Annotated in this window: 17 protein-coding genes; 4 read left to right on the top strand and 13 right to left on the bottom strand. The window is 47.2% G+C overall.

The features are described from left to right. Positions 1-280 precede the first annotated feature (280 nt). From phnE (QMA13_RS29190) to QMA13_RS29210, 5 genes are all read right to left on the bottom strand, one after another. Complete coding sequence (gene phnE / locus QMA13_RS29190) at positions 281-1072, bottom strand: phosphonate ABC transporter, permease protein PhnE (RefSeq protein ID WP_282943630.1); 792 nt, start codon at positions 1070-1072, stop codon at positions 281-283. Beyond that, positions 1072-1863: a phosphonate ABC transporter, permease protein PhnE gene (gene phnE / locus QMA13_RS29195; RefSeq protein WP_282937167.1), complete on the bottom strand. Its 792-nt coding sequence runs from the start codon at positions 1861-1863 to the stop codon at positions 1072-1074. Before phnE (QMA13_RS29195) ends, phnE (QMA13_RS29190) begins: the two co-directional genes overlap by 1 nt. Further along, positions 1863-2633 (bottom strand): phosphonate ABC transporter ATP-binding protein, encoded by a 771-nt coding sequence (gene phnC, locus QMA13_RS29200; protein ID WP_282937168.1) that lies wholly within the window; start codon positions 2631-2633, stop codon positions 1863-1865. The genes phnE (QMA13_RS29195) and phnC overlap by 1 nt, the downstream gene beginning before the upstream one ends. 190 nt (positions 2634-2823) lie before the next feature. Beyond that, on the bottom strand, positions 2824-3621 hold the full coding sequence (locus QMA13_RS29205) for a lipid II flippase Amj family protein (RefSeq protein WP_282943631.1): 798 nt from the start codon (positions 3619-3621) through the stop codon (positions 2824-2826). A gap of 2 nt (positions 3622-3623) precedes the next feature. Then, positions 3624-3995, bottom strand: coding sequence for a hypothetical protein (locus tag QMA13_RS29210; protein ID WP_282937169.1), 372 nt, complete (start codon positions 3993-3995; stop codon positions 3624-3626). 43 nt (positions 3996-4038) lie between these two features. Between QMA13_RS29210 and QMA13_RS29215 the strand changes: the two genes are divergently transcribed. Next, positions 4039-4440, top strand: a complete 402-nt coding sequence (locus tag QMA13_RS29215; protein WP_282937170.1) for a response regulator — start codon at positions 4039-4041, stop codon at positions 4438-4440. Between the two features lie 188 nt (positions 4441-4628). Here QMA13_RS29215 and QMA13_RS29220 read toward each other — a convergent pair whose 3' ends face one another. The 7 genes from QMA13_RS29220 to QMA13_RS29250 all read right to left on the bottom strand — a co-directional run bounded on the left by QMA13_RS29220 (position 4629) and on the right by QMA13_RS29250 (position 10182). Further along, positions 4629-5399, bottom strand: coding sequence for an ABC transporter permease (locus tag QMA13_RS29220; RefSeq protein WP_282937171.1), 771 nt, complete (start codon positions 5397-5399; stop codon positions 4629-4631). Further along, complete coding sequence (locus QMA13_RS29225) at positions 5392-6387, bottom strand: ABC transporter ATP-binding protein (RefSeq protein WP_282937172.1); 996 nt, start codon at positions 6385-6387, stop codon at positions 5392-5394. The genes QMA13_RS29220 and QMA13_RS29225 overlap by 8 nt, the downstream gene beginning before the upstream one ends. 148 nt (positions 6388-6535) lie before the next feature. Then, a complete protein-coding gene (locus tag QMA13_RS29230) occupies positions 6536-7342 on the bottom strand; it encodes a uroporphyrinogen-III synthase (RefSeq protein ID WP_282937173.1) in 807 nt (268 codons plus the stop codon). A 215-nt stretch (positions 7343-7557) separates the two neighbouring features. Beyond that, complete coding sequence (locus tag QMA13_RS29235; RefSeq protein WP_282937174.1) at positions 7558-7776, bottom strand: hypothetical protein; 219 nt, start codon at positions 7774-7776, stop codon at positions 7558-7560. A gap of 180 nt (positions 7777-7956) precedes the next feature. Further along, positions 7957-9015: a DctP family TRAP transporter solute-binding subunit gene (locus QMA13_RS29240; protein ID WP_282937175.1), complete on the bottom strand. Its 1059-nt coding sequence runs from the start codon at positions 9013-9015 to the stop codon at positions 7957-7959. Between the two features lie 50 nt (positions 9016-9065). After that, on the bottom strand, positions 9066-9875 hold the full coding sequence (locus QMA13_RS29245; RefSeq protein ID WP_481858255.1) for a YitT family protein: 810 nt from the start codon (positions 9873-9875) through the stop codon (positions 9066-9068). Positions 9876-9888: 13 nt separating this feature from the next. Beyond that, a complete protein-coding gene (locus tag QMA13_RS29250; RefSeq protein WP_282937177.1) occupies positions 9889-10182 on the bottom strand; it encodes a hypothetical protein in 294 nt (97 codons plus the stop codon). Positions 10183-10333: 151 nt separating this feature from the next. Here QMA13_RS29250 and QMA13_RS29255 point away from each other — a divergent pair, with 151 nt between their 5' ends. The 3 genes from QMA13_RS29255 (at position 10334) to QMA13_RS29265 (ending at position 13257) form a co-directional block, all read left to right on the top strand. After that, on the top strand, positions 10334-10705 hold the full coding sequence (locus tag QMA13_RS29255) for a hypothetical protein (RefSeq protein WP_282937178.1): 372 nt from the start codon (positions 10334-10336) through the stop codon (positions 10703-10705). A 112-nt stretch (positions 10706-10817) separates the two neighbouring features. Beyond that, positions 10818-12425 carry an ATP-binding protein gene (locus QMA13_RS29260; protein WP_282937179.1) on the top strand — a complete coding sequence of 536 codons (1608 nt, stop codon included), beginning with the start codon at positions 10818-10820 and terminating at the stop codon, positions 12423-12425. Positions 12426-12522: 97 nt separating this feature from the next. Further along, positions 12523-13257: a response regulator gene (locus tag QMA13_RS29265; protein ID WP_282943632.1), complete on the top strand. Its 735-nt coding sequence runs from the start codon at positions 12523-12525 to the stop codon at positions 13255-13257. A gap of 54 nt (positions 13258-13311) precedes the next feature. On the opposite strand, the gene QMA13_RS29270 is transcribed toward QMA13_RS29265, so the two are convergent. Next, positions 13312-14082, bottom strand: coding sequence for a class I SAM-dependent methyltransferase (locus QMA13_RS29270; RefSeq protein ID WP_282937180.1), 771 nt, complete (start codon positions 14080-14082; stop codon positions 13312-13314). Positions 14083-14099: the final 17 nt, after the last annotated feature.

The following is a 14099-nucleotide window of genomic DNA, read 5'->3' on the forward strand; positions in this document are numbered from 1 at the left end:
ACCACATCAGAATGTTTAAGTTCTTTACAGCGCTAAAGCGCGTATGAACAACATTCGGATTGGCGAATAAACCTTCCCCGCTTACGAAGCAAGTTTTGCTCAAGCAAAACTTTAAAGTCGCTCATCTTTGAGAGACCTCGATAGAGGTTTATCCTCATACAGTTAAAGGTCATGAGGCCTCTACTTGCCCATCCATCTGCTGAAGAATAGACGAAAAAAACAAAGGAGTTAAGCGCTTTGTAGCACTTAACTCCTTTGTTTTCTATTATTCAACCTGCTGTTACACCAGTTTTCTGCGGATATAGCCGGAAATAATATCGATCACGGTAACCATAACAATAACGCCTAGCAGGATAATACCTACCCGCGACCAACTGCGAGCTTCCAATGCGAAGATAAGCGGCGTACCGATACCCCCCGCACCGATAACCCCCAAGATGGCTGCGGAACGAATATTAATTTCGAACCGGTACAAGGCAAAGGAGAAAAAGTCTGGAAGCACCTGTGGAATGACAGCAAACCACAAAGTCTGAAGCTTGTTGGCTCCACAAGCTACAAGAGCTTCTTGCGGTCCTTTGTCCAGATTCTCGATAGCTTCCGAATACAGCTTACCGAGCATCCCGATAGAATGGACCCCTAGTGCGAGCGCACCGGCGTAAGAACCCGGGCCTACAGCTTTAATAAAGATGATGGCCATAACAACTTCAGGAAACGTACGAATTAAGCTAAGCATAAATTTCCCGGTGCCGGTTGCCCAGCGCGATTTGCCTTTGGCAGTCGCTGCCCAGAAAGCAAAAGGAATACAGAGCACTGCTGAAATGAAGGTACCCAAGATAGCAATAGCTACTGTATCTAGCAGACCACGGAGCAAGTCCTCTCCTTCAGGTAAATACACATAGCCCCAATCCGGGTGGAATATGCCTCTGAAGATCGCCCTCGATACTTGACCAGCCGTTTCCTTAATCCCCGTAAACTCAATTCCCTTGAATGCCCAAACCAAAATAATAATGACAACGATCCAAACGGACCAAAGACGAATTCGAGCGCCAATGTTCTTTTTTTCCGTATTCATCATAACAGTTTCTCCCGTAACTTAGTACTTATATAATCAATGACAAGCACGACCACTAGCGTAACCAAAATGATCGTTGCCGCCTGATCATAACGGAGACGGTCCAATGTTCTTTGCAGAATCAGCCCGATACCGCCTGCCCCGACAAAACCCAAGATAGCAGCGGCACGCACATTGACTTCGAAAGTATACAAAACGTAAGCGGCAAATTGAGCCATGACTTGCGGAATAACCCCAAAGTTAATCCATTGCAGCTTATTCGCGCCGACAGCCGTCATAGCTTCCAGCGGACCAGGATCAATGGATTCAATCGATTCATAAGTCAGCTTGGACACGAGCCCGAAAGAGAAAAAGGCAAGGGCAATCGTTCCCGCCAGCATCCCATAGCCTACAATTGCAGCGAATACGCCTGCATACATAAGGTCAGGAATCGTACGCACCAGGTTCAAAATAAACCGAGACAGCGCACTCAACACGGGGATTTGAGTCACATTACGAGCAGCCAAAAATGAAACGGGAATGGACAGAATCGAACCTACCACCGTTCCGATGATAGCCATTCGGATCGTTTCGAGCATAGGATCTACCACCGTGCTTAAGTAGCTCCAATTCGGCGGGTACATATCCTGAAACAGCTTGCCCATCTCAGGGAACCCTTCGATAAGCTCTACGAGAGAAGCATCCGTTCTAATTGCACTTCCAAACAAAAGCAGCAGGACGAAAATGACAGAAAGGGCAGGCTTCAAAGACGAAGGCTTTTGAAGCTGTTTGCCGCGTCCGGATGACGTCATCAGCCTTCCACCCCCAGCAGCTCGTCTTTCTTGATCGCGCGGCCGTAGATTTCTGAGAATTTCTCATCAGTAGCTTCCTCAACCGGGCCGTCAAAAACGACTTCCCCTGCACGTAAGCCGATAATTCGAGTTGCATACTCTCTCGCCAAGTCAATAAAGTGAAGGTTAACAATAGTGGTAATGCCGAGCTCCTGATTAATCCGTCTTAAGTCATCCATAACTTGACGGGTCGTCAGTGGGTCAAGAGAAGCAACCGGTTCGTCAGCCAAAATAATTTTGGCTTCTTGTGCCAACGCACGGGCAATCGATACACGCTGCTGCTGTCCACCGGAAAGCTCATCCGCACGGGCATACGCTTTTTCACGGATATTTACCCGTTCCAAGGCTTTGAGTGAGAGTTCAATGTCTTCTTTTGGAAACATACCCAGAATGGTTCTTAGGGTGGAATGGTACCCTACCCGCCCTGAGAGCACATTGCGCAATACGGAAACCCGTTTGACAAGGTTAAAACTTTGAAAGATCATCCCGATATCACGACGCATACGACGAAGCTCCGCTCCACGGGCTGCCGTAATCGACTTGCCGTCTATCAAAATTTGACCGTCGGTAATTTCATGCAAGCGGTTCATAGAACGCAACAACGTCGATTTCCCAGCTCCTGACAAACCTACAATAACAACGAAATCACCCGGTTGGATTTTTAGGTTAATGTTCTTTAAACCTACGGTACCATTGGGATAAACTTTGGAAACATTTTGAAATTCAATCATGGGATAGGCGTTTCTCCTCTAGTATAAAATGACTAACATTCGATACATTCGACATGAAAGCCGATATTCCTTTTTTCGAAATGAATCTATATATTTCCTCAATAATCTCTGCTCATTTTTCCCAAAGAAGGTTAAAAAATACGCCTCTCCTGAAGATCAGGATCAGCGCATGCTAGGACTTACGACTTAGTCAAGAAAACAGCGGGACCATCCACTGAATGAGCATCGTACAGGGAACGAGCAGCAGTTGGGCAAGCCATGTTCCACAGAACCGTGAAAACATAAGCCAACCATACATTTTGTTGATTGAAGCCATGCTCGCCTTGCCACTCATTGCCCTATCGGTAAGCAGAGCTACCTGTGGATCGACCAATAAGGTCATCAAAATAGTGGCAACCCCGTTAACCAGGCCGGACGACATGGAAGCAGCCGTGCTATGTCCAGGTGTAAGGAACGAAGCGTACAAAGCCGATAAAACCCCGACAGTATAAAATCCGGTTACAAACATATTCAGCAGCAACAGCCGCTTAGGTACGCCGCCGACGCGAAGACGCGAAATCATGGCCCAAGTCGGCAGCTTGAACTGGCTTCCGGCGTACTTGAGGCTGCGGATGGAGACGGAATCAAGCACAAGGCGGGGTAATGAACCCGTAACTTCGAGCCGTGCAATCAGCTTGACCGCTATTCGAACCGCTGTAGGAAATAAGAGAATGGCAAGAAGGGTACCAAGTGAGGCTCCGGCTATCATAATGTGCATCTGACCTTCCAGAGAGATGCCCGGATCTCGCTTGGCCTGATCGATAACCCCCCCCATCATAGGGCCTTGAACAAGATTGGAGGTTCGTGACAGCAGCACGATCATTCCCGTTAAAGATAAGGCGACCGCCAGCTTGCCTGTCCGGACCCCTGCCAGCCGAATGCTGTAGGACAAAGTTTCCACCGCATGAATGATAAGAGTAAGCACCGACACCCAAATGACTTTGTCCAGAATCATGCAGTGCCCTCAGTCACCACGCCCCTGTTCCGCCACTCGCTTTCCAATTCAATGAACAGCTCCTTCACCTGGACCAGTAACTCTTCAATTAACTGTTCAGTCCAGGCCCCGCTATGCTGTATACTATAGGAGTCCACCAGCTCACTGATACGATGCACTTCGTGGCAGCCTACCGTATAGGCTAGTCCTTTTAGCGAATGGGCATAGACGTATACACGGTCTCCGAGCTCTTGATGCAGCATCGCTTTTTGTTCCCATAAGGCCATATCCGTCTTCAATGCCTCGGTTCTTGAAAAGGCATCCTGAAGGAACAGTTCTTTGGTTTTGGACAATATACGCTGCATTCTTTCATGATCAGGGTTCGACAATACCATCAGCTCCTCAATATATATAAGGAAGTGACAACGATAGATGACAAAACAAATCGCATTAGTTGACGACAGCTCCCCGTTCTGCCTGTTGGTGAAACAAATTTTCGAAGATCGATACGAGGTAACTTCCTATTCAACAGCCAACGAATTTTTATCCATCCTATCGCGGATCACTAACTATGATTTAATTTTACTGGATATTAATATGCCGGGAATGGACGGGCTTGACGCATTAACCAAATTAAAATCCAATCCGGATACACAGTCCATCCCTGTCCTGCTTCTGACTGGAGATGCTCGTAAGGATACGGTTCTTAAAGGAATGAAGCTTGGTGCCAAGGACTATCTGACCAAACCGATCGATCCTTTATTGCTGGAGCAAAGAGTGAATGCTCTATTAAACGAACAAGGCAGTACTCCTCAAGAAGATCTTACTATATAAGTAGAGAAAAAAAACAAGAAAAATGACATTGAAAAAAAATCGCTTTTGCAGCAGCTTGTGGGAACAGGGGAGCCTTTCTTTTCCTCAGAGCAGGAACGACATGTATGCACAAAAAAACAGCCTGGCAGAGCGCACTTTATGGGGGCGCTATTTGCCATGACTGTCTTTGATTCATTTATTGCTTTAAATCAGCCTGCCACGTCTCTTTTCGTAAACAAGAGCCATGACACGACATAAAACAAGATCCAGTATAGAACTAGCATAGTGACGGAGAAGCCTAACGTCATGCCTGCAATCGGAGGGTTGCCTCCAAGCAGGTAAGGCGACAGATCCGTGTTGGCGAACAAAAAATATTTGACCCATGTATATTTAAACTGGGCAAGGACAAGCACGATTGTATTCGCTGTAAACATTAAGCAGATCGATAATCCGATAGCGAGCGAGCTGCTGCGGAATGCAGCCGAGATCATGAAGGCCAGCGTCACATACATCAATAGATCAATCCACTTGATTCCGTAGGATTGCAATATACTCGGGAACGATTCCGCACCAGATACCGCTCCACTCAAACCGAAGAACAACAAACCTATAAAATAAGAAATAATCAGCAAAAACAGCATGAATGCCGTCAATACGAGCAGCACAGACACGTACTTGGCCGCTAATATCTTACTCCTTGTCGCTGGCCGGATAAGCAGCAGCTTGATCGTTCCCCATGTAAATTCGGAGGCGACGATGTCTCCCGCCACAATAACGGAGAACAAAAAGACTAGCCAGCTCATACTCGTCGACATTGCCATAAAAGAAAATACGTGAGTCATTCCGGCTTTAATGACATACTTCAACATAAGCGCCATCGATAATGCAGAAATCAGAATGATCCCCAGCATAATCCATGTGCGCACCCGATTGTATATTTTCATCTGCTCGTTCTGAACGAGACTCAAAAAGTTAGACAATTTGATTCCCCCTTGTAACCTCCAAGAACTGTTCTTCGAGAGATTTGTTCTGAGTGCGGATTCCGTAAACACGGATACCGGAGGCAACCAAATGCTCATTCAGCTTGGCAATATCCTCTCTCGTGTCCAAATGGACCGTCAAAGTCCCGATCTCCTGCACAGGGAGTGACTCCTCCCCGCTTAACGCTTTGCTGTCCGTATCATGAGCTTTAGCCGCATTCCGCTGAATCTGTACCTCTCCGAATAGCCTGGCAGTCGCTTCAGCCGCTGCATTCACGCGATCCACCTCCAGAACGACCTCCAGAAATCCAGGTCCAGATTGTGCATCCTTGAACGATCGGACGTCCAATAGCTTTCCGTTCTGGATAATAGCAACCCGGTCGCACATCAGCTCCATTTCAGATAACAGATGGCTTGAAACAATAACGGCGATGCCTTCCTGCTGCGAAAGCTGGCGCAAATAATCCCTAAGCTCTCGAATACCTTCAGGATCTAAACCATTCGTCGGTTCATCCAGTATTAATACGGAAGGACGGTGAAGTATCGCTTGCGCCACACCCAATCGCTGCCTCATCCCAAGGGAATAGGTTTTCACTTTATCGTTGATGCGATGCTCTAGCTTGACCAGTGAGATGACTTCCTGCAGCCTTTCTTCTGTAATCCCGGGGATCATGCGGGCAAAATGCTGCAAGTTCTGATAACCGCTCATAAACTTATAAAATTCGGGATTTTCCACAATGGCGCCTATATGCATCATAGCCTCTTCAAACTGCTTTCTGATGCTCAGGCCTTTGACTAGCACTTCCCCTTCGGAAAGGGACATCAGGCCGACAATCATCCGAATGGTCGTTGTTTTACCAGCGCCATTAGGTCCAAGAAAGCCAAACACTTCCCCTGGCAAAACATCGAATGATAAATGATCGACTATCGTCTTCGAACCTATTCGTTTGGTTACATCGCGGAGCTGCACTACAGACATGGTATTCATTAGGCCTCCAAAAAAAGAAATCGCTTATCACTGCTACAAAACGAGGATAAACGACCGCGTTAGCGGTAGAATGCAAAAAAAGATATGGTAACTTTTCAGGAAAAGTATACCATACCCTATAGCTTTGACCAAACCAAACGCCGTAATACTATGGCTGATCGTAATATTGTGCTAAAGTAACCATCATACTGCCCATGCGTTCTTCCTCGGGAGCGACGACCCGCTCTACACCTTCATCACGGAGCGCCTCTGCTGTTACTTTCCCGACAGCTACAGCAACAGTACGATCGTTGAATGCTTCCAATATGGAATCCTCAAGGCCTTTCTCACGGGCGTAACGCATCAGAAAGCGTACCTGCGGAGTGCTTGTGAACGTTACTGCGTCCACTTCCCCCTGTACAATTTCACTCAGCAGCTTATCCACTACATCTAGCTCTGGCGGCACATGCAAATAAGGTAGTATTTCATAGTATTCGGCACCTTGTGCCTCCAACCACTTAACCAGCCGAGGCGCGTGGTCCCCATAAAGCTGAAGCGCGACGCGCTGTCCTCGCAAATCATAAGGCTGCAGCGCTCTGACAATCCCGTCCGTCGTACCGTCGTCATCTCTGGCCCGCGGCGTAAGGCCTAGCGTTTTTAAATATTTTACCGTTTTGTAGCCACGAGCTGCGATATTCTTCTGCTGCAAGAACTCAACAAACGCTTCCGCTGCACCCATCTTCTCAGCTGATTGATAGAGCAATTCCGCCCCCACTCCAGTGGTGAAAATAATCCAGTCACAGCCATCTTGAAGCAATCGCTTCAGCTGTACCTCTACCTTCTCCTGCTCTAGCGCTACTGTACCTTGCGCCGGACGAACGAGCGGAATGCCTCCCATCTTCTCTACTATAACGCTCATTTCCGCAGCCTTTCTCGGCCCGGTTATGGCTATGCGTTTCCCCTCTAACCTGCGCATTCGCTCTCTCCCTGTTCTTTCCTTAATAATACGTATTTTCATATAGAATTAGTTGTACTATATCGCATAAGTTCGTATTATACAACCAAGAACTGCTTATAACATCCATAAGGAAAGCTTATGTAAAGGGAAGATTACGGATGGTAGACAAAAGATTATCAAGCACAAACAAAAGAGACTGGTTTTCACCAGCCCCACTTATTGTCTAATACTTGCTACTTATACTTATTCTCACTCGATGACCTGTGCTTCGTATCTTCTTTATCCGACTCTTCCTGGACTTGCTGCTTTAAATCCTCTACGGGTATGGGATCGACCGTTTGCTCACTCTTGAACTTATCAAATATACTTTCCTTCTCCGTCGGGTATTGTTCGGGATGGTCGCGATTCCCCTTTTGTTTCGCACCGTCAGCGTCCTTTTCGAATTCGTTCATGCTTGTCCACCTCCCCTTCCTATTTCTATAACTTTACCCAATGGAGAAGAAGGCCAAGCATTGAACGAGTTTATATTCTGACAGCCGTGGCAGCAGAACAGTTTCAATAGAATATAAAAACCGCCAGTCACTATGTGACTGACGTTTATCAACCTAATCAAACTAAAAGCCTTCTCGACTTCACGAACCATACTTTTGCTGCAGCTGCCGAATCATCTTGATAATATCTGTCCCGATGTAGGATTCATACTGGGAATAGATCGGGGCCCATGCATCCAACCACTCTTTGCGCTCCGCCGGCGTCAGAGTATAAATTTGTATACGCGATTCGTTCTTGATGTCCTCGAGCTGCTTTTGGTTCATAAGAATGGCATTCTGATTGGCCCACTGAGTCGTAGCCTTCATAGCTTCCTGAATTTGCAGCTGAACATCGTACGGAAGCTTCTTCCAGAACGTCCGATTCATGAGGACCGCATACCCTAGATAACCATGGTTGCTAATGGTCATATACTTTTGAACCTGATAAAACTTCTTCGTATAAATATTGGAGATCGAATTTTCGCCACCATCCACAGTGCCGTTCTCATAGCTTCGGTACACCTGATTAAACGGCATCTCTGTCGTCCGCATGTCAAACAAACGAAATTCGGCGTCCAACAGCTTGCTGCGCATCGTCCGAAAATGCTGTCCCTTAAGGTCGATCGGATGAATGATCGGTCCTTTATTGCTCGTGATCTGTTTAAACCCGTTGCCCCAATAAGCCATGCCGACCATATTAACCCGTTCCAACTGCCCGAACAAGGTCGAACCGATAGGTCCCTCAAACGCCTCCTGGACCGCTTCATTCGTAGGAAAAGCAAACGGTAAGTCCAAGGCCATCCAAGACGGAACCAATTCCGACAAATTGGGAAAAGAAGGTGCGATCATCTGCACACTGCCCTGCTGCAGCGCATCAATTTCATCAACCTCTGAATAAAGCACCCCGTTTGGATAAACCTCCACCTTCACACGATCATTCGTCTTTTCTTTCACCAGCCGCGCAAACTCTTGAGCCGCTAAACCTTTGGGAGTATTCTCAGCTACAACATGACTGAATTTGATCACAATCTGCGTATCGAAGCCTTCCTGTTCATCATCATAGCTTGTGGGAGCTTGCGATAGCATAGGATGAAACCCTATCAACAGCGCCGCAGCCATCCCTACTATAACCATCAGCGCGATACCCAAATATGATTTCATGATGCGAACTCCTGCTTTCCGGAAAAATACGTTGCGACCGATGCTCCTGCCTAGTGAATATCTTTTTTCTTAAACCGGCCGCCCTTGACGTCATGAATATTGCCGATAGCCAAGAACGCATTCGGGTCGTGATCCTCGACAATCGATTTCAGTTTAGCTTCCTCCAAACGGGTGATGATACAAAATATAACCCGCTTTTCACCACCGGAAAACCCGCCTTCACCGTTCAAATAGGTGACTCCCCGGCCCAAACGGCTGAGCAGTGCATCTCCGATAGCTTTGTAGTTGTCACTGATAATCCAAACCGATTTGGATTCGTCAAAGCCTTCAATCGTAATGTCAATCATTTTATATGCGATGTAATAAGCGATTAATGAGTACATAGCGTGGTCCCAGCCGAATACGAAGCCTGCGCTTCCGAGAATAAAGAGGTTGAAGAACATAACAACTTCGCCAACGGAAAACGGGGATTTTTTGTTAAGCAGAATAGCTACAATTTCCGTACCGTCAAGTGAGCCGCCTGAACGAATAACCATCCCGACTCCCATACCAACGATAATACCTCCGAACACCGCGGCTAGCAATGGATCGATGGTAAGGGGTGGCACCGGATGCAGTAACGATGTCCCAATGGACATGATTAAAACACTAATTAGGGTGGAAATGGCAAAGGTTTTACCTATTTGCTTATAGCCGAGAAATAGAAACGGCAAGTTTACAAGCAGTAAAAAGATTCCGAGCGGAAGTCCGGTTAGATGGGACAAAATAATGGATATCCCGACGACACCGCCATCAATAATATTATTCGGCACTAAAAATATTTCTAGTCCTACCGATACTAACGCTGCCCCCAGCAGCATGAAAAAGGTTCTTCTAATTAGTTTGAGTCGAGTGATCCTGGAGTGCTGTGGAAGTGTGGGCTCCGACTGATTTTTTTGCGCAACGTTCGCTGACATTCCCTTTTCCCCCTTCGATAAGTTGGTCGGTCAAATCGAACTCTACCGCAAGCTCCCAAATAATCATGTCCGTTGCCGACAGCTGCCCGCGGATAAATTCCTTGCACTGCTCCAGCTCATTGAGCTCCAGCTGCCGTATCAGCGCCTGCTTGCGAACGAGCAATCGATCAAGATAATGTTCAATTTTGGATTTGCGGTAAGTTTCCGCCATAACGTTGTTACCCCTCCTGATGAGCGTCATAAATACAGTTTCTATTCTTATTGTATTCAAATGTATACAAAAAATCAAAATATTTTGGCTATAAATGAACTTCCAAGTTTAGGACACCCTACATAATAAGTAAACGAAAGGGGTGTTTTATTTGAAAAAGCCTACTCTCCATGCACTAAAAAACAGTCTATCTCTCCTGCTCTGCTTGATGATCATTCTCCAGCTATCCGCTTGCGGGAATAAAAAGCAGAGCAGTTCTGGCAATAAAAATCAGAAAGCCCAGAGCACACAGCAGCAAAATTCGGTAGACTCTGCTCTCAAGGAACAAATGAATATGTATAAGCAAATCAAGCAGCATGAATACGAAGAAGCAGAGAAGCTTAGAAAGGCAGATAAAGAGCAGCTTAAAAAGCTGCAGCAATCGAGCCAAAAATCCAGTTCATCACAAGAAGAAGGGGAATCTGATGGGAAGAGCGAGGGAAAAGCTGGAGGAAGCTCAGGCGGCCAGCAGGGTAGCAAATAATCGGGTAAGACCGGAAACCGGAAATGACAGAAACAAAACCTCGGGTTTATCTAACCCTCCTTCGTATTGTATGATGTAATGTATACATTGTCGGGAGGAGCCTCACGCCGTCATGCTGCATCGTCTAAAGATCAATGGCAAAATCGCCATTCTCTCATCCTGTATTGTGCTGTTCTCGCTGATGATCGGCGGTACGATTCTCGTAGGTACTATTATTAGCTTAAATGAGACCGAAATAAGCCGACGGCTCCTTGTTACGGCACGAACCGTAGCGCAGCTGCCCGAAGTAACAAGCGGCGATAATCTCGGTGTCATTCAAGAGGCTGCAGAGCGCATTCGCATCATTAACGACGTGACCTACGTCGTCGTCATGGATATGAACCGGGTACGGCTGTCGCATCCGGTTCAAGCCAAGATCGGCACGGTCTCGATGAGTGCCGATGAAGGATCTGCCTTTGCCGAGCACACGTATGTGTCCAAGGCAAAGGGAGAGCTTGGCACGGCGCTGCGCGCTTTCGTGCCGGTGATGAACGCCGACCATGTGCAGGTCGGCGTTGTGCTGGTCGGGCAGATTATGCCAAGTATCGGGCAGGTGCTGCTAAACCTAAGCGGACAAGCCTATGTCATCGTCCTGCTGTCGCTTATGTCCGGCATCTGGTGGTCATGGAAGCTTGCCCAGCATATTAAGAAGCAAATGTTCGAGCTTGAGCCCCATGAAATCGCCCGTATTCTAGTGGAACGGACCGCAACATTCCACGCAATGCACGAAGGGGTAATAGCCATTGACAAGGACGAGCTTATCACGATTTTCAATGATAAGGCGAAAAGCATTATGAAAATCGAGGGAGACGTCATAGGAAAGCCTATACGAGAAGTGCTGCCTGATACGAGACTACCGGAAATTTTAGAGCTGAACCACCCCATTTACCATCAGGAACTGCTCTTCGGAACTACGCTCATTATGAGCAACCGGGTTCCCATTAAAGTCAATGAACAGACGGTTGGCGCCGTAGCCATCTTTCAGGATCGCACGGAGGTCACCCGCATTGCTGAAGAGCTCACTGGCGTTAGGGCTTTCGTCGACGCACTGCGGGTACAAAATCATGAATATATGAACAAACTGCACACAATCGGTGGATTAATTCAACTTGGGAACAAAGAAAAAGCGCTGAACTATTTATTCGAAATTACGGAGCAAAAGGAAGAGCTGACCCGCTTCTTGAGCCAAACGTTCAAAAATGATAGTCTGACCGGTCTGCTTCTTGGCAAAATCAGCCGCGGCAACGAGCTCGGAATCATTGTGGAGATTGACCGGCAGAGTCATCTGGAGTATTTTCCCGAGCTGTTGGATCATCATGATTTTGTTATATTGGTCGGTAATTTGCTGGAAAATGCTTTTGATGCCCTGCAGCATCTGCAGCGTTCGGAGAAGCGAATTTTTGTCAGCATCGAGCAAGATAACGAGGTGCTTTCCATCCTTGTTGAAGATAATGGAGTAGGCATAGACCCAGCCATCCGGGATAGCATATTCAAGCAAGGCTTCACAACGAAGGGCGTGAGCGGCCGCGGCATCGGTCTGTATCTTATTGCGGGGATTGTCCAAAAAGGCGGCGGTACGATCCATATCGATTCCGTGCCTGGCGAGGGCACGAGCTTCCTTATCTCTTTTCCTATGACTCCGGTAAAAAAAGAACCGAGTTTTCCTGAGGAAAACTCTTAGCTTATGCTTATGAAGTGAGTTTTTCTTCGAAACTCAGATTGTCGAGCGAAGTGAGTTTTTCTTCGAAAAACTCTTAGGAGATGAACAAATGAAAAAAATGATTCAAGTGCTGTTAATCGAAGATGACCTTATGGTGCAAGAGGTGAACCGGCAATTCGTGGAGCAGGTCGATGGCTTCACGGTAGTAGGAGTAGCCGGCTCGGGTGTGGAAGGGATGGAACGGATTCGGGAGCTGAAGCCGGATTTGGCCATCATGGACATCTTCATGCCTCAGCAGGACGGCATCGAAACGCTGACCCAAATCCGGCAGGAGCAGCTGCCAGTAGACGTGATGGTCATTAGCGCAGCCAACGACCAAAAAACAATCCAAAGAATGCTTCAATACGGTGCCGTAGACTATATCATGAAACCGTTTAAATTTGAACGGGTTCGCCAAGCCTTGGAGCATTACCGTAGCATGAAGCTGGCTCTCGAGAACAGCGGCCCCGTCTCTCAGAGCGAGCTTGACCGTATGCTTCATCGGTCAAAGCAGCAGGGTACTGAGGCTTCTAACACAGCATCTGGTGTGTCTGCTCCTCACAATGAAGCTTGGCAATCAGCAGCAGAGGAATTGCCCAAGGGACTGCAAGTCGTTACGATGAGGCAAATTGCTCAATTTCTCATTCAGCAGTCTCGCCCTCTCTCTGCGGAAGAAGTGGCCGAAGGAGTTGGTATTGCTCGCGTAACAGCTCGTAGATATCTCGAATATTTGGAAAAGAGCGGCAAAGTCCGTCTTGATTTACAATACGGAGTCGGCCGCCCTGTCAATAAATATGTGATCTCTTCACGTTAAAAGAGAAGGTTGTATTATTCTTGCAATACTCGACAAATCTTATACAACCGTCATCTAAGCCTTTCTCGATTTAAGCATCATGAAGCTACCTTCAAAGCCCACCAGCTTGCCGTTCTCTGTCCGCACCTTAAGCTGCTTTCGGTTCTCTTCGGACCAACCGAGCATATCAGCCTCAAGCTGCTGCTTTACCTGCACGGGAACATTCATGCGAGTGCACCACGACTCGAACTCAAATGGCTTTCCTGTTTGCAGCAGCTGCTCTACACGCAAACCGGCTAATTCAACCCTGCTCATCCACTCCGTCTTTTTCCAGGCACGGAAGTGGCTTGGGTCTCTTCGTTTTTCCACATCATTATAAAGGGCATCGAGAATATCCGATTCGGGTGCTATGTTATCCATCAAAATGAAGCAGCCTCCGGTTTTCAATACACGTGAAGATTCCTCGATGAACCTTTCCACATCTGGGAAATGATGCGCCGCTATACGGCAGACGACCAGATCGAATTCTTCATCCCCAAAAGGCAGATTTTCAGCGTCACCCTGTACATAATTTACGTTAGTGCAGCCTTTTCCGGTCAGAAACGATTCCGCCTCTTGAAGCATCTCGGGAGTCATATCCAGTGTTGTCACCTCACGCACATGAGCCGCTACAGCAAGAGCACAATGCCCTCCACCGGTTGCAATATCGAGCGCCTTCCCTGCCTGCTCCGACTTCACCCATTCCATCAAAATATTCAAGTCATTACCGGATGCATGACGCGGACTATCCACATACTTAGCAGCATTCGCTCCAAATTGAGCCTTCACTTGTTCTTTAATATCCATCTACTCACTACCCCTCA

It is taken from the genome of Paenibacillus sp. RC67 (assembly GCF_030020805.1).
GTDB lineage: Bacteria > Bacillota > Bacilli > Paenibacillales > NBRC-103111 > Paenibacillus_S.